Here is a 19948-nt window from a genome sequence, read left to right on the forward strand (position 1 = left end):
CCCCTCCGTGGTGCCGCGCGGGATGCCGCTAGACTACTGCCACACCGCCCGGCAGGGTGGTGAAGCACGAAAAGTGCCTGGCCCCGTCGTCTAGCGGCCCAGGACGCCGCCCTCTCAAGGCGGTAGCGCCGGTTCGAATCCGGTCGGGGCTACACCCACGAACGGCCCGTCTCGCCAAGCGAGGCGGGCCGTTCCGCGTCCCCGCCCCGCCCCGTTGATCATGAAGTTGGCGGCAGCCGGGGAGATCAAAAATGCCGCCAACTTCATGATCAACGCGGTAAGAGGGGCGGGGTCAGAGGCCGGAGAGGCGCTGGCCGGCTCGGACCACGGCCATGGCGTGGCGTTCGCCGGGGCGGCGGCCGAGGCGCTCGATCGGGCCGGAGATGCTGATCGCGGCGATCACCCGGCCGGTGCGGTCCCGGATCGGTGCCGAGACGCTCGCCACACCCGCCTCCCGCTCGGCGACGCTCTGCGCCCATCCGCGCCGCCGCACCTCGGCCAGCGTGCGGCCGGTGAACTTGGAGCGGGGGAGCAGCGGCATGACCGCCTCCGGGGGCTCCCAGGCGAGCAGGATCTGCGCCGCCGAGCCGGCGGTCATCGGCAGCACCGAGCCGACCGGGACGGTGTCCCGCAGGCCGCTGGCGCGCTCGGCGGCGGCCACGCAGATCCGCTCGTCGGCGCGGCGCAGGTAGAGCTGGGCGCTTTCGCCGGTGGCGTCCCGTAGCGCGGCGAGCAGCGGCTCGGCGGCGGTCAGGAGCACGTCCGGGGCCGCGTTCGCCAACTCGCCCAGGCGTGGACCCGGGCGCCAGCGCCCCTGGGTGTCCCGGACGAGCATCCGGTGGATCTCCAGCGCCTGTGCCAGCCGGTGCGCGGTGGCCCGGGGCAGCTTGGTGCGTTCAACGAGTTCGGCCAGGCTGGCGCCGTCGACACAGGCGGCCAGGATGACCACCGCCTTGTCGAGAACGCCGACACCGCTCATACTGTGTCCCACAAGCCGAAATTTACCTCCCAGAATTTAGGATGTCCAGATGGTGGGAGTCACTCAACCGAGGACCCTGGCCGAGAAGGTCTGGGACGCACACGTGGTCCGCTCCGCCGCCGGCGAGCCGGACCTGCTCTTCATCGACCTGCACCTGCTGCACGAGGTGACCAGCCCGCAGGCGTTCGACGGGCTGCGTCTGGCCGGGCGCGGGGTCCGCCGTACCGACCTGACGATCGCGACCGAGGACCACAACACCCCGACCGGGTACGACGACCCGGCGTTCCGCCTCCGGCGCGGCGACCTGCTCACGATCGCGGACCCCACCTCCCGCACCCAGATCGAGACGCTGCGCCGCAACTGCGCCGAGTTCGGCGTCCGCCTGCACCCGCTGGGCGACGAGAACCAGGGCATCGTGCACGTCATCGGCCCGCAGCTCGGCCTCACCCAGCCCGGCATGACGATCGTGTGCGGTGACTCGCACACCGCCACCCACGGCGCGTTCGGCGCGCTGGCGTTCGGCATCGGCACCAGTGAGGTCGAACACGTGCTGGCCACGCAGACGCTGCCGCAGGCCCGCCCGAAGACCATGTCCGTGAACGTGGTCGGCGAGCTGGCGCCCGGCGTCACCGCCAAGGACCTGGTGCTCGCGCTGATCGCGCAGGTCGGCACCGGCGGCGGGCGCGGGCACATCGTCGAGTACCGGGGCGAGGCGATCCGCGACCTCTCGATGGAGGGGCGGATGACGATCGCGAACATGTCGATCGAGTGGGGCGCCAAGGCCGGCATGATCGCGCCGGACGAGACCACGTTCGCGTACCTGAAGGGGCGGCCCAACGCCCCCCAGGGCGACGACTGGGACGCGGCGCTGGAGTACTGGCGGACGCTGCCCACCGACGAGGGCGCGACCTTCGACACCGAGGTCACCCTCGACGCGAGCCGGATCACGCCGTTCGTCACCTGGGGCACCAATCCCGGGCAGGGCGTGCCGCTGGGCGCCACCGTGCCGGACCCGGAGGACTTCGTCACCGAGCCGGAGCGGGTCGCCGCCCGCCGCGCGCTGGAGTACATGGACCTCACCCCGGGCACCCCGATGCGCGACCTCGCCGTGGACGTGGTGTTCGTCGGCTCCTGCACCAACGGCCGCCTGGAGGACCTGCGGGCCGCCGCCGAGGTGCTGCGCGGGCGCCGGGTCGCCGACGGCGTACGCATGCTCGTGGTCCCCGGCTCCGCCGCGGTCCGCGAGGCGGCCGAGATCGAGGGGCTGGACAAGGTCTTCACCGACGCGGGCGCCGAGTGGCGCTTCGCCGGCTGCTCCATGTGCCTGGGCATGAACCCGGACACGCTGAAGCCGGGTGAGCGCTCCGCCTCGACCTCCAACCGCAACTTCGAGGGCCGCCAGGGCCGGGGCGGGCGTACCCACCTGGTGTCCCCGCCGGTCGCCGCCGCCACCGCCGTGGTCGGCCGGCTGGCCGCCCCCGCCGATCTGTAAGAAGGGCAGCCGACTGATGGACAAGTTCACCACCCACACCGGCACGGCCGTGCCGCTGCGCCGATCCAACGTGGACACCGACCAGATCATCCCCGCCGTGTACCTCAAGCGGGTGACTCGGACCGGATTCGCCGACGGTCTGTTCAACGCGTGGCGGGAGGACCCGTCATTCGTCCTCAACGATCCCGTCCATTCAGGTGCGTCGATTCTGATCGCCGGCCCCGAGTTCGGCACCGGATCCTCGCGGGAGCACGCCGTCTGGGCGCTGCGGGACTGGGGCTTCCGGGCCGTCATCTCGCCTCGCTTCGGCGACATCTTCCGCGGCAACGCGCTCAAGGAAGGCCTCCTTCCGGTCGAGCTGGAATTGAAAGCCGTGGAAGAACTGTGGGATCTCGTGGAATCCGAGCCGACCACGCCGATCACTGTCGACCTCGCCGCCCGCCAGGTCCACGCCGGTGACGCCACCTGGGCGTTCCCGCTGGACGACCACAGCCGTTGGCGGCTGATGGAGGGCTTGGACGACATTGGACTCACCCTCCGGCACGAGTCCGAGATCAGCGCGTACGAGGCGGCCCGGCCGGCGTTCCTGCCCTCGATCGCCTGACCTCAAGCGCTATTCGCCCCCACCGGTGCATCCGGTGGGGGCGAATCCGTTACGACACAAGGGCTTTTTTCCACCGAATGTTTGTGTCCAGGCAGCACAGGGCATACCGTGCGCGCAGAATGGCTCGCGTCGAGTCAGTTGCACAATCGGGAGGAAGTCGTGAACAAGGCCGAGCTCATCGAGGCGCTCGCCGTTCGCCTGGGGGACCGGAAGACGGCGACGGCCGCGCTCGACGCGGTTCTCGCTGAGGTCCAGGCGGCGGTCACCAAGGGCGAGAAGGTGGCGATCACCGGTTTCGGAGCGTTCGAGAAGCGCGTCCGGGGAGCCCGAACAGCGCGCAATCCGCGGACCGGCGAGGCGGTGAAGGTCAAGAAGACCTCCGTCCCGACGTTCCGGGCGGGCGCGGGCTTCAAGGAGATGGTGGCCAGCGGCAAGGTGCCCAAGGACACCGCCGCCGCGAAGAAGACCACCGGTGCCGCCAAGGCCACCGGCGGCCGGACCACCGCTGCCGCCAAGAAGACCACGGCGGCGAAGGCCACCAAGGCCACCAAGACCACCGCTACAAAGAAGGCCGCGCCGGCGAAGAAGGCCGCCGCGACCAAGACCACGGCGGCGAAGAAGACGACCGCGGCGAAGTCCACCGCGGCGAAGAAGACCACCACCGCCAAGAAGACGACCGCGGCGAAGTCCGCCACGGCGAAGAAGACAACGGCGGCCAAGAAGGCGCCCGCGAAGAAGGCACCGGCCAAGAAGGCCGCCACCCGGCGCTGACCGGACGGTCCACGAAAGGGCGCCCACCGTTCGCGGTGGGCGCCCTTTCGCATGGGTACGTCGTTGACCGCCCGCCGTCGCGCCCCGCAGAATCGCCGTGCCGAAAACCCCCGTCGGTCACGAGAAGAGGCGCCCCGTGCGGCACCGTCACCTCTCCACCCTCACGCTCGCGCTCGGTGTCGCGGTCCTGCTGGACGTGCTCCGGGTCTGGCTCCCGTCGGTCATCACCCTGTTCGGCCGGGCCGCCGAGACGCCCGCCGAGCTGCTCGGCGCGTTCGCGCTCGGCTGGTTCGTGCTGGCGCTCGCCGCGCCCACACTCGTACGCCGCATCGGCGCCGCCCCGGTCGGACTCGCCGCGGCGGGTGTGCTGGCGGTCGCCCGGCTGGCGCTGACCGCGCAACCCGGCGGCCCGGCCCAGCTCTGGCTGGCCTGCGCCGGACTGCTCGCCGGCCTGATCTGGCTCGCCGCGATCGCCGCGTCGGTGCCGAGGCCGGTCGCCGGGCTGGCGCTCGGGCTGGCCGGGAACGCGGTCGGGCACGCCCTGCTCGGCACCGAGGACCTGGTGTGGCGCGGCGGTGTGCTCGCCTGGAGCCTGAGCGCCCTGCTGGTGCTGGCGTTCCTGGCCGCCTCGGTGGCGGTGCGGCGGGAGCGGGCCGCCGCTCCGGTACGCGGCGACGCGGCGCGGACGGCCGCCCCGGCGACGGATGTGACGGACGGCGACGCCGGGCGGCGCGCGCCCAGCCCGGGCCGCCGGGCCTGGTTGCTGTGCGGTCCGGCGCTGTTGCTGGCCGGTCAGGTGGCGCTCGCCCCGGCGCTCTGGAGCGCCGCCGCCGGCACCGGATCGCCTGATTTCCCCGGCCTCGTCCGTCCCGGAAACGGTGCCCTGCCGGGCGCGCTCGCGGTGCTGCTGTTCCTCGCGGCGGCGTTGTTCCGGGCACCGGCGCGCGTGGCGCGGGTGCTGTGGCCGCTGGCGCTGCTCGCCGGGTCGGTGCTGTTCGTGACCGGGCTGCTCGTCCCGGCGTACCTGCTCACCGCCGCCGGTCTCGGCGGCTGCCTGGCCCGCACCGACACGGCCGCCGACGACGGCCGGGCCGCCGCCACTGACGAACGAGGCGCGGACGACGGGCGGGTGGAGGCGCGGCGCGGGCGGGCGGCGGCGCTCGGGATGCTTGTGTTCGCGGTGGCCACGGTGGCCTACTACGCCGCCTACGACCTGGGGTACCCCAACGGCTGGGCGCCGGTCGCCACGGCCGTCCTGGTGGCTCTGGTGGCGGCTACCGCGCCCGTCCAGCCCGGCGCGGCCCCACCCGGCCCGATGCTGCCCACCACGGTCCGGGTCGCGGCCCTGGCGGGGCTCACCGCGCTGGCCGGGCTCGCCGCCGCGCTGCACGTACCGCCCGCGCCGGCCCGGGCCACGACCGCGCCGGCGGCGGTACGGGTGGCCGCGTACAACATCCGGATGGGGTTCGGCCTGGACGGGCGGCTGGACCTGGACGCGGTGGCGCGGGAGCTGCGCGGCGCGGACGTGGTGCTGCTCAGCGAGGTCGACCGGGGCTGGTGGCTCAACGGTGGCCACGACACGCTGGCGTTGCTGGCCGGGCGGCTGGGGATGCCGTACGTCTTCGGGCCCGCCGCCGACCCGGTCTGGGGCGACGCGGTGCTCAGCCGTTTCCCGATGCGGTCCGGGCAGACGCGGCGGCTGACCGCGCACGGCGCGCCGACCGGGGCGCAGGCCCTCGGCGTCACGCTCGACCTCGGCGGGCGGGAACTGGCGGTGGTCGCCACGCACCTGCAACCGCCGCCCGGCCGGGATCCGGTCGAGCAGGCGGGTGAGGTGGCCGAATTCGCCGGCCGGTACGCGAACGGCCGTCCACTGGTGCTCGGCGGTGACCTGAACACCGAGCCGGACGACCCGGCGTTCGCCGCGTTCACCCGCGCGGGGCTGGTGGACGCGCTGGCCGCGGCCCGGCCGCTGCGGACCAGCCCGGCCGACGATCCGCGCACCCAGATCGACCACGTCCTCACCTCGCCGGGGCTGACCGCCACCGAGGTACGCGCGCCGCGCACCGAGGCCAGCGACCACCTCCCGGTGACGCTCACCGTCACGCTGCCCTGAACCGCCTCACAGGCGGTCGGGGAGGACCAACCGGTCACCGGCGAACGGCAGCAGCCAGCCGCCGCCCTTGTCGGTGGTGAAGTCCTCGTCCACGCGGCCGGTGAGCCGTTCCAGCGCGCCCGGGATCACCTTGCCCTGGCTGCACACCGCCACCGTCCCGGCGGCCTGCGCCAGCGCGACGAGCCGGGCCGCGGCGGCGAGTGCGCACTCCTCGACCTGCTGGCCCGGCGCCGGCTCGTCGAAGTCGCCGCAGACCTCGATCGGCAGGTCCAGCCGGGCCGCCGCCGGGTCCAGCGTCTGCACGCAACGCCGGGCCGAGGCGGAGAACAGGCGGGCCGGACGGACCAGCGCGACGAGCGGGACCAGCGCCCGCGCCTGCGCCCATCCCTCGTCGTCGAGCGGGCGGCCGTGGTCCGGGCCGGTCCAGGTGCCGCGCTTGCCGGCGTGCGCGTGCCGGAGCAGCAGCACCGTCGCGGTGACCGGCGGCAGCGCCGCGAACGCGGCGATCACCTCGGCGTCGTGCGGGTAGCTGACCCGGCGTACCGCGTCGTCGACCGGGAACCAGGCCACGTCGTCGACCTCGGTGCCGGGCTGGAAACCGCCGGTGCCGGCCGCCCGCATGGACCAGTAGTCGACCGCCTTGGCGAGACCCTCGCTGCGGTAGCGGACGGTGGGCAGGCGGACCTGCGGCACGGCGCGGACGTCCGATTCCTCGGCCACCTCGCGAACGGCGGCCACGAGCGGGTGCTCGCCACGGTCGAGCTTGCCCTTCGGCAGCGACCAGTCGCCGTACCGGGGGCGGTGCACCAGGCAGACCTCGACGCCGGCCGGACCCGGGCGCCACACCACGCCACCGGCGGCCCGGATCCGTACCGGTTCGTCGTCGCTCACCCGCTCACCGTATGCCCGCCCGGCACGCGCCACGGCCCGGTCAGTCCGCCCGGCCGCCGACCCGGCGCAGCAACAGATCCTGGAGGTGGGTCAGCGGCACGTCGCCGTCCCCGGTACGCCGGTGCCAGGTGCCGTCGGCGGCCAGCTCGAACGCGTCCACGTCCGGGTCGAACGCGGCGGTGAGGACGTGGTCCAGTTCGGCCCGTGCCACCGGGTCGCTCACCTGCACCAGCGCCTCGACCCGGCGGTCCAGGTTGCGGTGCATCAGGTCGGCCGAGCCCATCCAGAACTCGGCGTCGCCGTTGTTGCCGAACCGGAAGATCCGGGAGTGTTCCAGGAACCGGCCGAGGATCGAGCGGACCCGGATGTTCTCCGACAGCCCCGGCACGCCCGGCCGCAGCGTGCACATGCCGCGGATCAGCAGGTCCACGTGCACGCCGGCCCGCGACGCCCGGTAGAGCGCGTCGGTGATCTCCTCGTCCACCAGGGAGTTCACCTTGAACTGCACGAGCCCCGGCATGCCCAGCCGGACGTGTTCGATCTCCCTGTCGATGCGTTCGATCAGGCCGCTGCGGATGCCCTGCGGCGCCACCAGCAGCCGCCGGAACGCGGTCTGCCGGCTGTAGCCGGTGAGCACGTTGAACAGGTCGGTCAGGTCGGCGCCGATCTCCGGGTCGGCGGTGAGCATGCCGAAGTCCTCGTAGAGCCGGGCTGTCTTCGGGTGGTAGTTGCCGGTGCCGATGTGGCAGTAGCGGCGGATCTGGTTGCCCTCCTGGCGTACCACCAGCGCGGTCTTGCAGTGCGTCTTGAGCCCCACCAGGCCGTACACCACGTGGCAGCCGGCCCGTTCCAGCGTGCGGGCCCAGCCGATGTTCGCCACCTCGTCGAAGCGCGCCTTCAGCTCCACCAGCACCACCACCTGCTTGCCGGCGGCGGCCGCATCGACGAGCGCGTCCACGATCGGGGAGTCGCCGCTGGTGCGGTAGAGCGTCTGCTTGATGGCGAGCACGTTCGGGTCGGCCGCCGCCTGCTCGACGAAGCGCTGCACGCTCGTCGCGAACGAGTGGTACGGGTGGTGCACCAGCACGTCGCCGTCGCGCAGCGTGGCGAAGACGCTGCGCGGCACCTCACCCTCGGCCAGCCGCGGATGGGTGGCCGGCACGAACGACGGGTCCTTCAGGTCGGGCCGGTCCGCCTCGCCGTACACCTGCCACAGCGCGGACAGGTCGAGCAGGCCACGGACCCGCAGCACGTCGTGGCCGTCCATGTCCAGCTCACGGACCAGCAGCTCCAGCATGTGGTCGGAGATGGACGCGGCGACCTCCAGGCGTACCGGCGGGCCGAACCGGCGCCGGGCCAGCTCCCGTTCCAGCGCCTGGAGCAGGTCCTCGTCTCGGTCCTCGTCCACCTCCACCTCGGCGTTGCGGGTCACCCGGAACAGGTGGCACTCGACCACCTGCATGCCGGAGAACAGCTGGCCGAGGTGTACCGAGATGAGGTCCTCGACCGGCAGGAACCGCACGCCCGGCTGGTCGCGGTGCACCCGGACGAACCGGGGCACGTTGTTCGGCACCTTGACCCGGGCGAACAGCTCCGAGCCGCCGTCCGGGTCGCGTACCGACACGGCCAGGTTCAGTGACCGGCCGGAGATGTACGGGAACGGGTGCGCCGGGTCGACCGCCAGCGGGGTGAGCACCGGGAAGATGTGCTCCCGGAACCAGGTGCGCAGCCGCTCCCGCTCGGCGTCGTCCAGGTCGCTCCAGCGCAGTATGCGGATGTCCTCGGCGGCGAGCTTCGGCAGCACGTCGTCGACCAGGCAGGCGGCGTGCCGGGCGACCAGGCCGGCTGCCTTCTCGGTGATCAGGTCGAGCTGGGTGCGCAGCGGCAGCCGGTCGCCGCCGCGTACCGGCAGGCCGGCGGAGAGCCGCCGCTTCAACCCGGCGACCCGGACCATGTAGAACTCGTCCAGGTTGCTGGCGAAGATGGCCAGGAACTTCGCCCGTTCCAGCAGCGGGGTACGCGGATCCTCGGCGAGCGCCAGCACCCGGGCGTTGAAGTCGAGCCAGGACAGCTCCCGGTTGAGGAACCGGTCCTCCGGCAGCGGCGGTACGGCCGGCGGGGCGGCGTCCGCGGCGGTCTCGCCGGCCGGGCCGGGGCCCTCCACCGGGTCGAGCGGCTCGTCCAGGCCGGTCGCGCCGGCCGCGTCCGGGTCGGCGCCGAGGCGCTCCTCCGGGGGCCGGGTCTGGCGGAACCGCCCGTCCGGGCCGCGGGTGGGGCGGCCGTTGCGGGGCGTGCCGGGGTCGAGGATCGGCGGCGGGCCGTCGGGGTGCTCGCGAGGGGTGCTCACCACCTCATGATTCCCCGACAAGGGTGAACGGAAAATGAACTCGGGCCAGGTTGTTCACGCCATCGTCGGCAAGGTCACCCGGACCACCTCGCCGTCGGCGTCCCGCTCGATCCGGACACGCTGCCCCAATCGGAGCAGCCGCAGCCCGGAGGCGTCGAACGCGCGGGCCGGGAACGCCAGCTCGGTACCGTCGTCGAGCAGCAGCACGCCACTGCGGGTCGACGCGTCGTAGGTGGCCACCGTCCCCTGCATGCCAGCACCGTACCGGACCGCCCCGGCGACCCGGGCCAGCAGCGCGGCGGTGCGCGGCCCCACGCCCAGCCCGGCGGCGTCGGCCAGGTCCGCCGGGGTGTCCACGTCCCGGCGCAGGCTGGGCCACTCCCCGGCGAGCGGCAGCGCCCCGCTCGCCGCGTGCGCCGCGGCCGAGCCGGGCCCGAACCGCGGCGACAGCGCCGCGCCGGCCGGCGCGGCGAGCAGCACCGTGCCTCCCCCCGGGGCATCAGCCACGAACCCGCGTACCCGCTGGGTGGCCCGCAGCGCGGCGGCCAGGTCGGCCGGTCGCAGCGCGGGCAGGTCGGCGGTCAGGCAGGCCACCGCGGCGCGCGGCCCGGCGACCGCCGCGCCGTGCCGGAACGCCGCGTTGAGGCCGCCGCCGGGGTCGCCGGCGACGTCGGCGCCCGTCGCGCCGGCCGCCGCCGCCACCAGCGGGTCGTCGGTGACCACGAGCACCAGGGCCACCGCCGGGCACGCCCGCACCGCGCGCAGCGTGTCGGCCGCCAGGGCCAGTGCCAGCTCCTCATGGGGTACGCCGGGCAGCGCGCCCCGCAGACGGCTCTTCGCCGCCGGCAGGCGCTTCACCGGCATCACCACGGTCCAGCGGGCCTCAGACACGCCGACCATCCTGCCAGCGGGGCCGCCGGTACCCGCACTGGCCGCAGCGGGGGCGAACAGGCATGATTCTGTGCCGGGGCGCGTGGGCGGATCGAGGAGGCACTGTGGCACGGCGCAGGCTGGGGTTCTGGCGACGGCTCGCCGTGGTGCTGGTGAAGCCGCTGATGACGGTCTGGACCCGGCGCACCTGGCGGGGCATGGAGCACCTGCGCGGCGACGGCGGCGTGATCCTCGTGCCGAACCACATCTCGCACGCCGACCCGCTCGTGGTCGCGCACTACGTCTACGACGCCGGGCGCTGGCCGCGCTTCCTCGGCAAGGCCAGCGTGTTCCGGGTGCCGGTGGTCGGCTGGATCCTGCACCGCTGCCAGCAGATCCCGGTCGAGCGGGGCACCGTCGAAGCGGTCAAGTCGCTGGACAAGCTGGTCGCCGCGCTGGCCGAGGGAGGCGCGGTGGTGATCTACCCGGAGGGCACCACCACTCGGGAGCCGGACCTGTGGCCGATGAAGGGCAAGACCGGCGCGGCCCGGCTGGCGCTGGCCACCGGCGCCCCGGTGGTCCCGATCGCGATGGTCGGCCCGGAACGGATGTTCGACCCGCGTACGGCCCGGTTCGGGCTGCGCCCGCGTACCCCGGTGACGGTGATCGCCGGGCCGCCGGTGGACCTGAGCCGCTGGGCCGGCGCCACGCCGACCCGGCCGATCCTGGAGGAGATGACGGACACCATCATGCTGCGCATCCGGGATCTGGTCGCGGAGATCCGCGGCGGCACACCACCGCCGCTCTGGCAGCGGCCCGCCCGCACCGGCACCCGGGAGGTCACCGAATGAGCGGGCACGTCGCCGTGCTGGGCGCCGGTTCCTGGGGGACCGCGTTCGCCAAGATCCTCGCCGACGCCGGGCGGGACGTGACGGTCCTGGCCCGCCGGGCCGCCGTCGCCGAGGCGATCCGGACCGGGCGGCACAACCCGGAGTACCTGCCGGGGATCCGCCTGCCCGAGCGGGTGACCGCCACCGGTGACGCCGCCGAGGCGATCGAGGGAGCCGAGGTGGTGGTGCTCTCGGTGCCCTCGCAGACGCTGCGCGGCAACCTCGCCGACTGGACGCCGTACCTGGCGCCGGACGCCACGCTCGTGTCGCTGATGAAGGGCATCGAGCTGGGCACCACCAAGCGGATGAGCCAGGTGATCACCGAGACCGCCGGGGTGCCCGCCGACCGGGTGGTGGTCGTCTCCGGGCCCAACCTGGCCCCGGAGATCGCCGCCGAACAGCCGGCCGCCACAGTGGTCGCGGGCACCGACAGCCGTCGCACCGCGCTGGTGCAGGCGTCCATCCGCACGCCGTACTTCCGCCCCTACACGAACGACGACGTGATCGGCTGCGAGCTGGGCGGCGCGGTGAAGAACGTGATCGCGCTGGCGTACGGCATCGCCACCGCGATGGGCTTCGGCGACAACACCCGCGCCATGCTGATGACCCGCGGCCTGGCCGAGACCGCCCGGCTGGGCGTGGCGCTCGGCGCCGACCCGATCACGTTCGCCGGGCTGGCCGGCATGGGTGACCTGGTCGCCTCCTGCTCGTCGCCGATGGCCCGCAACCGCACCTTCGGCGAGCACCTGGGCCGGGGCGAGACGCTGGAGCAGGCCCAGGCGGCCACCCGGCAGACCGCCGAGGGCGTCAAGAGCTGCCTGGCCATCCGCGACCTGGCCCGGGCGCACGGCGTCGAGATGCCGATCACCGAGCAGATCGAGCGGATCTGCCACGAGGGGATGGATCCGCGCCTGGCGGTGGACGCGCTGATGAGCCGTACCGCCAAGCCTGAGTCGTACGAGTGAACGGAGCGGGGATGAGCAGCGAGCACTGGGGTGACGGCACGCGCAGCGTGCACGCCGGCCTGCCGGACGCGGTACCCGGGCAGCCGTTCCTGCCCGGCCCGGTCTTCGCCGCGCCGTACCACCTGGACCCGGAGCGCGGCCCGTCGGCGGCGGTGGACGGGTACGGGCGGCCCGACAACCCGACCCGGCGGCTGCTGGAGACCGCGATCGGTGAGCTGGAGGGCGGCGACTGCCGGGTCTTCGCCAGCGGCCAGGCCGCCATCACCGGGCTGCTGCTGACGGTGCTGCGTCCCGGCGACACCGTGCTGCTGCCCGCCGACGGCTACTACTCGGTGCGCTCCTTCGCCTCCGGCGCGCTGGAGCAGCTCGGGGTACGTGTGGTGCTCGTGCCCACGGCCGGGCCGTACCCGTCGTTCGACGGTGTCCGGCTGGTGCTGCTGGAGACCCCGGCGAACCCCGGCCTGGATGTCGTCGACGTCGCGGCGGTGGCCGCCGCCGCGCACGCCGCGGGAGCGCTGGTGGCGGTGGACAACACCACCGCCACGCCGCTCGGCCAGCGCCCGCTGGACCTCGGCGCGGACGTGGTGGTCGCCTCCGGCACGAAGGCGCTGACCGGCCACTCGGACCTGCTGCTCGGCTACCTGGCGACACGGGACGCCGGGCTGCGGGACGCGGCGACCACCTGGCGCAACACCACCGGCGGTGTGCCCGGCGCGTTCGACTGCTGGCTGGCCCACCGGTCGCTGGCCACGCTCGACCTGCGGCTGGCCCGGCAGACCGCGAACGCGCGGGCGCTGGCCGACCTGCTCGCGGACCGCCCGGACGTCACCGGCCTGCGCTGGCCCGGACGGCCGGACGATCCGGCGTACCCGGTCGCGTCGGCCCAGATGCGGCGCGTACCGGGTGTGCTCTCGTTCGACCTGGATGACGAGCGCCGGGTGGCCCGGTTCCTCGCCGCCTCCCGCCTGGTGGCCGCCGCCACCTCGTTCGGTGGCCTGCACAGCACCGCCGACCGGCGGGCCCAGTGGGGCGACGACACGACGCCGGGCTTCGTGCGGTTCTCCTGCGGCGTCGAGGACACCGCCGACCTGCTCGCCGACGTGACGGCGGCGCTGGACGCGGCGGGCTGACGCCGTATCGGCCGCTGGGCTAAGGTGACGGGCAGCCACGGCCCGTGCGGCCCCGACCCGAGGAGGTGAGTCCGATCCACGAGCAGAGGACCGGCGCTCCCTCCGAGTCCGCGTCGCTTCGGGGCTGAGGCGACGCCGGGGGCGCCGACGAGCGCTTCCCGAAAGGCTTGCCATGGCATCCACCGTGTTCACCCCCGACCGCCCGGCCCTCGTCCGGCGGCTGCGCGCCGCCGGTTGCGTCTTCGCCGAGGACGAGGCGGACCTGCTGATCGCCGCCGCCGACTCGGCGCAGTCGCTGACCCGGCTGGCCGACCGTCGCGTCGCCGGCCTGCCGCTGGAGCACCTGCTCGGCTGGGCCGAGTTCTGCGGCCGGCGCATCGCCGTCCACCCGGGGGTCTTCGTGCCGCGCGGCCGGACCGCCCTGCTCGTCGACACCGCGACGGCGCTGGCCGGGCCGGCGCCCGCGGTGCTCGACCTGTGCTGCGGCTCCGGCGCCGCCGCCGTGGTGCTGCACGAGCGGCTGACGCCGCGCTGGCTGGCCGCCGCCGACATCGATCCGGTGGCGGTGGCCTGCGCCCGGCGCAACCTCGAACCACTGGGCGTCCCGGTCTACCAGGGCGACCTGTTCGACGCGCTGCCGGCCGGCCGGCGCGGGACGCTGGACCTGGTAGTGGCGAACGCGCCGTACGTGCCGACCGCCGCGGTGGCCTCGCTGCCGGCCGAGGCACGCCTGTACGAGGCGCCGGTGGCGCTGGACGGCGGCACCGACGGCCTGGCCGTGCTGCGCCGGGTCGCCTCCGGCGCGGCGCAGTGGCTCGCCCCGGGCGGGCACGTCGTGGTCGAGGTGAGCGTCGCGCAGGCCCCGGAGCTGTGCGCCGTGTTCACCGCCGCCGGGCTGCAACCGGCGGTGGTCCGCGACGAGGAACGCGAGGCGACAGCGGTGACCGCCCGCCGTCCCGGCTGACCGCGGCCGGGGAGTCCCGCCGGGGGGCGTGGCGGGTGGCCCGGACGGGAACTAGCCTCGGGTCAGGCGCGGCGGGAGGCGGTGGCGGTGGGCAGCGCAGGTGTGCCGGTGGTGGTGGGGCTGGACAACGGGGGCACTAGTGACAACGCCACGGTGCTCACAGTCGACGGCCGGTTCCTGGTGGACGGGCTGCTGGAGATCCCGAGCGACGTCGGCGCCGGCCCGGAGGCGGCGGTGGAGGCACTGGCGCGGGCGTTCGACGGCGTCCTGGCCCACACCGGCGTACCGCGTGACCTGGTCCGCGCGGTCGGGCTGGACACGCCCGGCCCGGCCAGCGCCACCGGTGTGATCTCGTCCCGCGGCTCGACGAACTTCTCCCAGCCCGCATGGCGGGGCTTCGACGTGCGCTCCGCGCTGGAACGGCGGCTGGGCCTGCCTGTGGTGTACGCCAACGACGGCAACGCCGCCGCCCTCTACGCCCACCACGTCTACTTCGGCGCCGAGGCGATGGCCCGGTCGTCGGTGTCCGCGATCGTCGGCACCGGGCTCGGCGGGGGCGTGGTGGAGTCCGGCCGGGTGGTCGGCGGCGCGGCCGGCATGGCCGGCGAGTTCGGGCACGTGCACATCCCGCTGGACGGCCTGATCGAGCCGGACCAGGCGGCGCCGGTCTGCGCCTGCGGTTTCACCGGGGACGCGGAGAGCGTCGCCTCGCTCACCGCGATCCGGCGCAACCTGCTGCCGTACTGGCTGGCCCGGCATCCGGAGCATCCGCTCGCGGCGGAGGAGCCGGACCGGGCGGCGAAGCTGCTGCGCGGCTACGGCGAACGCGGCGACCCGCTGGCCCGCCTGGTCTTCACCCAGCAGGCCAAGGCGCTGGGCCGGCTGTTCACCATCGCGGCCAACTTCACCGACCCGCACGCGTACTTCGTCGGCGGGGGCGTGGTGGAGGCGGCGCCGGAGTTCCGGGACTGGTTCCTCGCCGCGGTCGCCGAGCACACGGTGCTGCGGGAGGAGCAGCGGGCGGTGGCCACCTTCGCGCTGGTGCCGGACCGGGACATGGCCGGCGCGCGGGGGGTGGCCATCGCGGCGCTGGAGGCGGTACGCGGTGCCGCCACCGCCGCCGCCCCACTCGGCTGACGCCGCCCGCCGGACGGGCCGGTCAGGCGCTCGGCGGCGCGGCGGTGAACGCGGCCCAGGTGTGCGGCGGGAACACCAGCACCGGGCCGGCCGGGTCCTTGGAGTCGCGGACCGCCACCGCGCCGGGCAGCGGCGCCATCTCCACGCACGCGCCCTCGTCGCCGCTGTGGCTGCTCTTGCGCCAGCGGGCCGGTGTGGGATTCGTGCCGTTCATCTGGTCACCTCTCGTTCAGCAGGCGGAGGAGCTGGTCCCGACTGGCCGCCGGGCTCAGCGCCACGGTCCGCAGGTGCTCCATGATCTTGGCGCAGGTACGCAGGTCACTCGGCCGGTCGAGGACCATCTGCCCGGCGACTGTCTCCACCGAGGCGATGATCGGGTCCTCCGGGTCGGCGAACTCCAGGATGTGCAGCGATCCCCGGGTGCCCCGGTGGTAGCCGGCGGCGAGCGGGATCACCTGCACCGTGACGTTCGGCAGCTCGGCCATCTTCAGCAGGTGCTGGAGCTGGCCGGACATGACCGAGTGGTCACCGACCGGGCGCAGCAGCGCGCCCTCGTCGATGATGGCGTCGAGGATCGGCGGCTCGGACCCGGAGAGCCGCTGCTGGCGGTCCAGCCGTAGCTGGACCCGTTGCTCCACCTGCTCGTCGGTGAGCGTGTGGGGGCCGCCGCGCATCACCCCGCGGATGTAGTCGGCGGTCTGCAGCAGACCGGGCACCACAGACGGTTCGAAGTTCGCGATACCGGTGGCCTCGGCCTCCAGCGCGATGAAGTCGATGGTGCGCTGGTCCAGCAGGTACGAATAGGACACCCACCAGCCCGGCTTGCGGGCGTCCTTCGCCAGCTGCACCGCCGCGGCGATGTCGGCCGGGTCCACGCCGTAGCTGGTCAGCAGCGCGCGCACGGTGGCGGGGCTGACGAGCGTCTGCGCGTTCTCGTAGCGGGACAGCGTGCTCCGGGTGCTGTTGATCTCGTCGGCTGCGGCCTCCAGGGTGAGGCCGACGGCCTCCCGGTGGGTCCGCAGGGCGATGCCGAGCCGTCGGGCCCGGGCGGTCTTCGGCGCCATGCATCGATGGTCGCACATCTCTCGGGAAAGTGGGCGTGAGAGAAAGTCGATGAGAGTTGCATTCACGCCGGTCAACCTGTCAATGTGTGACGGCGTCCTCACCGCCGGTTGTCGTGGCGACGGTGGTGGTGAGCGACCGGAGGGGATGGGGCGCGCGGTGGTCGGATTCTTCACTCCCCCACGATCCGACCGCCGCGTGCCCCTGCCGGTCCACGAGACGGGAGGAATTGCGCGGTGACCAGGTTCCTCGTCGTCCTCACCGACGTGCGTCCGCCGGACGGCAGTCGACGCGACGAACGGACCAGCCCGGAACGCCGCCGTCAGGTCGTCGGCGCCAGCAGCCGGGAGGCGGCCGACCGGATCGCCGGCGCGTTCATGGCGCTGGGCATGGTGCGGGCGGGCCGGCAGCGGGTGAAGGTCATCGCGGTCGGCCGCCGGCCCCGGCACCCGGCCTTCTGAGGCACACCACTCCGTTACTCCCCGTATATGTCACCTTGACCGTTTGCCACGCGACTCCGCGTCTCCCCGGGTAACGACCACCGCTTGCGGCAACGCACAGTAAGGTCAGTCGGGTGAGCGCCACCGGCGAGCACGGCCAGCCGCAGTCGCGAACGATGAGGTGACCATGACCACCCCAGGCAAGACCCGTGTGGCGATCGTCTTCGGCGGCCGCAGCCCCGAACACGGCATCTCGTGCGTCAGCGCCGGCAGCGTGCTGGCCGCGCTCGACCCGGACGAGTTCGAGGTGGTCCCGGTCGGCATCACCCGGCAGGGCCAGTGGGTGCTCGCCAGCGGCGACCCGAGCCGGCTCGCCATCGCCGACCGCAAGCTCCCCGAGGTGACCGCCGGCTCCGGCGCCGAACTGGTGCTGCGCGCCGACCCCGCCGTCGGCGGCCTGATGGTGCTCGACCCCGCCCAGGGTCCGGTCGCGCTGGCCGACGTGGACGTGGTCTTCCCGGTGCTGCACGGCGCGTACGGGGAGGACGGCACCATCCAGGGCATGCTGGAGATGGCCGACATCCCCTACGTCGGCGCGAACGTCTTCGCGTCCGCCGCGGCCATGGACAAGGAGTTCACCAAGAAGCTCTGCGCCGCCGAGGGCATCCCGGTCGGCCCGTACGCGGTGCTGCGCGCCGGGATGTCGCTCAGCGACGAGGACAAGGAGCGCCTCGGGCTGCCCGTCTTCGTCAAGCCGTCCCGGGCCGGCTCCTCGTTCGGCATCACCAAGGTCGACGACTGGGCGGACCTGGACGCCGCGCTCGTCACCGCGCGGGAGATCGACAGCAAGGTGCTCGTCGAGGGCGCCGTGGTCGGCCGCGAGATCGAGTGCGGCGTGCTGGAGGGCGAGGCCGGTGGCGCGCCGGAGGCCTCCGTGCTCGCCGAGGTGCGGATGATCGGCGATCAGGACTGGTACGACTTCGAGGCCAAGTACATCTTCGCCGACCAGGTCTGCGAGTACGACGTGCCGGCCGACCTGCCCGAGCCGGTCGCCCGGCAGGTGCGCGACTACGCCACCCGGGCCTTCACCGCGCTCGACTGCTCCGGCCTGGCCCGGGTCGACTTCTTCGTGACCCCGCAGATGGATGTCTACCTCAACGAGATCAACACGATGCCGGGCTTCACCCCGACGTCGATGTTCCCGCGGATGTGGTCGGCCAGCGGGCTGGAGTACCCGAAGCTGGTCAACCGGCTGATCCGTACCGCCCTGCACCGCCGCGCCGGCCGCTGACGGCCGGCACCGCCCGCCGGCCGCTGGGCCGGCGGGCGTCAGGCGGAGCAGCCCGAGGGGGCCTGCTTCGCCGAGGGGACCGAGCTGACGATCGTGTCGGAGATCGAGGTCACCCACTGCAGCGGCGGCTCGTACGACTTCGGCATCCGCACCCGGATCGGGGTCTCCCGGTCGACGGTGGTCAGCACCGTGGCGTCGGCCTCCTGCGCCGCGTGCCAGCAGACCTGGTTGACCGTCCACACCTCGTCGGTGGGCGGGAACTCCGCCGGGCTGCCGCCGCAGGCCACGGTCAGCGCCGGGTCGCCGTACGCGGCGTTCTGCTCCGGGCCCGCGGTGACCGGACGCTGCGGCAGGTCACGCACGCTGTCCGGGAGCTGCGACATCAGGGCGCGGCAGAGGATGGTCGGGCGCTCGGCCAGGGCCGGGGCGGGCATCTCGACCGGCGCGCTGGACTGCGCCCGGGGACTCGCCGACGCGCTCGGCGCGGCGTCCGGCGACTCCGGGGCCAGCTTGGCGAACGTGAACCCGGCCACCGCCAGGGTCACCGGCACCGCGACCAGCGTCGCCCAGAGCGCGGCACGGCGGGTGGCGCCGTCCCGGCGGGGGGAGGTGTCCTTCTCGTCCACTTACAGCCGCACCACCGAACACGTGAGGGTGCGGGTGATGCCGGGCACCATCTGCACCTTGCTGACGATGAGTTTGCCGAGCTCGTCGACGGTGTTCGCCTCGGTGAGCACCACCACGTCGTACGGCCCGGTGACGGCGTCGACCCGTACCACGCCGGCCAGGTCCGCGATCAGACCGGCCACGTCACGCGCCCGGCCGACCTCGGTCTGGATGAGGATGTACGCCTGTACCACGACTCGACCTCCGTCCGTCGCCTCCGGGCGACCCGAAGGGTGAAACTACCGTACTGAGCGGCCGTGATCCCTATCGGTTGCCGGTCGGACGCGGTGAGCGAGCACACGCCGGTGCGGACAGGGGTGGGACGTGCGGAACGACGCAGCGGAGCGAGGGGACGGAATGACTGTCACTGATGTCGGCGAGTTCGGCCTGATCGGCCGGGTGACCGCCCGGCTGGCACAGGGACGGAACTGCCTGCTCGGCCCCGGCGACGACGGCGCGGTGGTGGCCGCGCCGGACCGGCGGGTGGTCGCCTCGACCGACGTGCTGGTGGAGGGGCGGCACTTCCGCCGTGACTGGTCGTCGGCGCGGGACGTGGGACACCGGGCGGCGGCGGCCAACCTCGCCGACATCGCCGCGATGGGCGCCACCCCGACGGCGCTGCTCGTCGCGCTCTGCATGCCGGCCGAGCTGGACCCGGCCTGGGCCGAGGAACTGGCCGACGGGCTGGGCGCGGAGGCGGCGCTGGTCGGCGCGAGCGTGGTCGGCGGGGACATGTCCGGCAGCCCGACGCTCACCGTCGCGGTGACGGCGCTCGGCGACCTGGCCGGCCGTGACCCGGTGGTGCGCTCCGGCGCCCGCCCCGGTGACATTGTGGCGCTGGCCGGACGCACCGGCTGGTCGGCGGCCGGCTACACCGTGCTGTCCCGGGGTTTCCGCACGCCGCGGCTGCTGGTCGAGGCGTTCCGCCGCCCCGAGGTGCCGTACGCCGCCGGACCCGCTGCCGCCGCGGCCGGGGCCACCGCCATGATCGACGTGTCGGACGGGCTGCTGGCCGACCTCGGGCACGTGGCGACCGCCAGCGGCGTCGCGATCGACGTGAGCCGCGACGCGTTCGAGGTGCCCCGGCAGATGCGGGACGCGGCGCAGGCGCTCGGCGTCGACCCGTACGCCTGGATCCTGGCCGGCGGCGAGGACCACGCGCTGGCCGCGACGTTCCCGGCGGACGCCGCGCTCCCGGACGGCTGGTTGCCGGTCGGGCGGGTGGCGGCCGGCGCCGGGGTCACCGTCGACGGCGCCGCCTACAGCGGTCCGCGCGGCTGGGACCACTTCCGCCGGACGGCGGAATAGTCGGCCCGGCCGCCGGACGGCGGAA

General features: G+C 74.1%; 20 protein-coding genes, 1 tRNA gene and 1 pseudogene. 13 read left to right on the forward strand and 9 right to left on the reverse strand.

From position 1 onward, the window contains the following. Positions 1-79 precede the first annotated feature (79 nt). Positions 80-152 (forward strand) — tRNA-Glu (locus IRY44_RS07235). 140 nt (positions 153-292) lie between these two features. Here IRY44_RS07235 and IRY44_RS07240 read toward each other — a convergent pair. Beyond that, positions 293-979: an IclR family transcriptional regulator gene (locus IRY44_RS07240; RefSeq protein WP_013284529.1), complete on the reverse strand. Its 687-nt coding sequence runs from the start codon at positions 977-979 to the stop codon at positions 293-295. Positions 980-1028: 49 nt separating this feature from the next. On the opposite strand from IRY44_RS07240, the gene leuC reads away from it, so the two are divergent. The 4 genes from leuC to IRY44_RS07260 all read left to right on the forward strand — a co-directional run bounded on the left by leuC (position 1029) and on the right by IRY44_RS07260 (position 5962). Next, entirely contained in the window at positions 1029-2471 is a 1443-nt protein-coding gene (gene leuC, locus IRY44_RS07245) for a 3-isopropylmalate dehydratase large subunit (RefSeq protein ID WP_194799673.1), read from the forward strand. Between the two features lie 16 nt (positions 2472-2487). After that, positions 2488-3075: a 3-isopropylmalate dehydratase small subunit gene (gene leuD / locus IRY44_RS07250; protein ID WP_194799674.1), complete on the forward strand. Its 588-nt coding sequence runs from the start codon at positions 2488-2490 to the stop codon at positions 3073-3075. A gap of 159 nt (positions 3076-3234) precedes the next feature. Next, a complete protein-coding gene (locus IRY44_RS07255) occupies positions 3235-3846 on the forward strand; it encodes an HU family DNA-binding protein (protein ID WP_135243714.1) in 612 nt (203 codons plus the stop codon). A gap of 136 nt (positions 3847-3982) precedes the next feature. Next, the gene (locus IRY44_RS07260) at positions 3983-5962 is read left to right on the forward strand and encodes an endonuclease/exonuclease/phosphatase family protein (RefSeq protein WP_194799675.1); all 1980 of its coding nucleotides are present in this window, start codon (positions 3983-3985) and stop codon (positions 5960-5962) included. A gap of 6 nt (positions 5963-5968) precedes the next feature. On the opposite strand, the gene IRY44_RS07265 is transcribed toward IRY44_RS07260, so the two are convergent. From IRY44_RS07265 to cofC, 4 genes and pseudogenes are all read right to left on the reverse strand, one after another. Continuing rightward, positions 5969-6886, reverse strand: coding sequence for an NUDIX hydrolase (locus tag IRY44_RS07265; protein WP_194799676.1), 918 nt, complete (start codon positions 6884-6886; stop codon positions 5969-5971). Between the two features lie 7 nt (positions 6887-6893). After that, positions 6894-9200, reverse strand: coding sequence for an RNA degradosome polyphosphate kinase (locus IRY44_RS07270; protein WP_370584876.1), 2307 nt, complete (start codon positions 9198-9200; stop codon positions 6894-6896). Positions 9201-9254: 54 nt separating this feature from the next. Next, complete coding sequence (locus tag IRY44_RS30620; RefSeq protein WP_043330566.1) at positions 9255-9452, reverse strand: cold-shock protein; 198 nt, start codon at positions 9450-9452, stop codon at positions 9255-9257. A gap of 24 nt (positions 9453-9476) precedes the next feature. Continuing rightward, positions 9477-10100, reverse strand: a pseudogene (gene cofC / locus IRY44_RS07275) (2-phospho-L-lactate guanylyltransferase); the annotation flags it as partial. A gap of 95 nt (positions 10101-10195) precedes the next feature. On the opposite strand from cofC, the gene IRY44_RS07280 reads away from it, so the two are divergent. The 5 genes from IRY44_RS07280 (at position 10196) to IRY44_RS07300 (ending at position 15156) form a co-directional block, all read left to right on the forward strand. Beyond that, entirely contained in the window at positions 10196-10921 is a 726-nt protein-coding gene (locus tag IRY44_RS07280) for a 1-acyl-sn-glycerol-3-phosphate acyltransferase (RefSeq protein ID WP_194799679.1), read from the forward strand. Next, the gene (locus IRY44_RS07285; RefSeq protein ID WP_013284538.1) at positions 10918-11925 is read left to right on the forward strand and encodes an NAD(P)H-dependent glycerol-3-phosphate dehydrogenase; all 1008 of its coding nucleotides are present in this window, start codon (positions 10918-10920) and stop codon (positions 11923-11925) included. Before IRY44_RS07280 ends, IRY44_RS07285 begins: the two co-directional genes overlap by 4 nt. Positions 11926-11936: 11 nt before the next feature. Then, entirely contained in the window at positions 11937-13055 is a 1119-nt protein-coding gene (locus IRY44_RS07290) for a cystathionine gamma-lyase (protein WP_194799680.1), read from the forward strand. Between the two features lie 172 nt (positions 13056-13227). Beyond that, positions 13228-14019 carry a putative protein N(5)-glutamine methyltransferase gene (locus tag IRY44_RS07295; protein ID WP_194799681.1) on the forward strand — a complete coding sequence of 264 codons (792 nt, stop codon included), beginning with the start codon at positions 13228-13230 and terminating at the stop codon, positions 14017-14019. Positions 14020-14106: 87 nt separating this feature from the next. Continuing rightward, a complete protein-coding gene (locus tag IRY44_RS07300; RefSeq protein ID WP_194799682.1) occupies positions 14107-15156 on the forward strand; it encodes an ROK family protein in 1050 nt (349 codons plus the stop codon). 22 nt (positions 15157-15178) lie between these two features. On the opposite strand, the gene IRY44_RS07305 is transcribed toward IRY44_RS07300, so the two are convergent. After that, positions 15179-15370, reverse strand: coding sequence for a DUF397 domain-containing protein (locus tag IRY44_RS07305; RefSeq protein WP_194799683.1), 192 nt, complete (start codon positions 15368-15370; stop codon positions 15179-15181). Positions 15371-15374: 4 nt separating this feature from the next. Continuing rightward, positions 15375-16220, reverse strand: a complete 846-nt coding sequence (locus tag IRY44_RS07310) for a helix-turn-helix transcriptional regulator (protein WP_194799684.1) — start codon at positions 16218-16220, stop codon at positions 15375-15377. 234 nt (positions 16221-16454) lie between these two features. Between IRY44_RS07310 and IRY44_RS07315 the strand changes: the two genes are divergently transcribed. Together IRY44_RS07315 and IRY44_RS07320 are read left to right on the forward strand one after the other, a co-directional pair. After that, complete coding sequence (locus IRY44_RS07315; protein WP_194799685.1) at positions 16455-16679, forward strand: hypothetical protein; 225 nt, start codon at positions 16455-16457, stop codon at positions 16677-16679. A 166-nt stretch (positions 16680-16845) separates the two neighbouring features. After that, a complete protein-coding gene (locus IRY44_RS07320; RefSeq protein ID WP_194799686.1) occupies positions 16846-17949 on the forward strand; it encodes a D-alanine--D-alanine ligase family protein in 1104 nt (367 codons plus the stop codon). A gap of 38 nt (positions 17950-17987) precedes the next feature. Here IRY44_RS07320 and IRY44_RS07325 read toward each other — a convergent pair whose 3' ends face one another. Both IRY44_RS07325 and IRY44_RS07330 read right to left on the reverse strand, forming a co-directional pair. After that, positions 17988-18575 (reverse strand): DUF3515 domain-containing protein, encoded by a 588-nt coding sequence (locus tag IRY44_RS07325; protein ID WP_194799687.1) that lies wholly within the window; start codon positions 18573-18575, stop codon positions 17988-17990. Beyond that, positions 18576-18809, reverse strand: a complete 234-nt coding sequence (locus IRY44_RS07330) for an Lrp/AsnC ligand binding domain-containing protein (RefSeq protein ID WP_013284547.1) — start codon at positions 18807-18809, stop codon at positions 18576-18578. A 163-nt stretch (positions 18810-18972) separates the two neighbouring features. On the opposite strand from IRY44_RS07330, the gene IRY44_RS07335 reads away from it, so the two are divergent. Next, positions 18973-19923 carry a thiamine-phosphate kinase gene (locus IRY44_RS07335; protein WP_194799688.1) on the forward strand — a complete coding sequence of 317 codons (951 nt, stop codon included), beginning with the start codon at positions 18973-18975 and terminating at the stop codon, positions 19921-19923. The last annotated feature ends 25 nt before the right edge of the window (positions 19924-19948 follow it).

Origin of the sequence: Micromonospora sp. ANENR4, from assembly GCF_015354395.1 — a bacterium.
Classification (GTDB): domain Bacteria; phylum Actinomycetota; class Actinomycetes; order Mycobacteriales; family Micromonosporaceae; genus Micromonospora; species Micromonospora aurantiaca.

Excerpts from the sequence above, each read along its gene's own strand:
- IRY44_RS07240 (WP_013284529.1), bottom strand. The coding sequence starts at position 979 with ATGAGCGGTGTCGGCGTTCTCGACAAGGCGGTGGTCATCCTGGCCGCC.
- leuC (WP_194799673.1), top strand. The coding sequence starts at position 1,029 with ATGGTGGGAGTCACTCAACCGAGGACCCTGGCCGAGAAGGTCTGGGAC.
- leuD (WP_194799674.1), top strand. The coding sequence starts at position 2,488 with ATGGACAAGTTCACCACCCACACCGGCACGGCCGTGCCGCTGCGCCGA.
- IRY44_RS30620 (WP_043330566.1), bottom strand. The coding sequence starts at position 9,452 with ATGCAGGGGACGGTGGCCACCTACGACGCGTCGACCCGCAGTGGCGTG.
- IRY44_RS07285 (WP_013284538.1), top strand. The coding sequence starts at position 10,918 with ATGAGCGGGCACGTCGCCGTGCTGGGCGCCGGTTCCTGGGGGACCGCG.
- IRY44_RS07290 (WP_194799680.1), top strand. The coding sequence starts at position 11,937 with ATGAGCAGCGAGCACTGGGGTGACGGCACGCGCAGCGTGCACGCCGGC.
- IRY44_RS07295 (WP_194799681.1), top strand. The coding sequence starts at position 13,228 with ATGGCATCCACCGTGTTCACCCCCGACCGCCCGGCCCTCGTCCGGCGG.
- IRY44_RS07305 (WP_194799683.1), bottom strand. The coding sequence starts at position 15,370 with ATGAACGGCACGAATCCCACACCGGCCCGCTGGCGCAAGAGCAGCCAC.
- IRY44_RS07310 (WP_194799684.1), bottom strand. The coding sequence starts at position 16,220 with ATGGCGCCGAAGACCGCCCGGGCCCGACGGCTCGGCATCGCCCTGCGG.
- IRY44_RS07320 (WP_194799686.1), top strand. The coding sequence starts at position 16,846 with ATGACCACCCCAGGCAAGACCCGTGTGGCGATCGTCTTCGGCGGCCGC.
- IRY44_RS07335 (WP_194799688.1), top strand. The coding sequence starts at position 18,973 with ATGACTGTCACTGATGTCGGCGAGTTCGGCCTGATCGGCCGGGTGACC.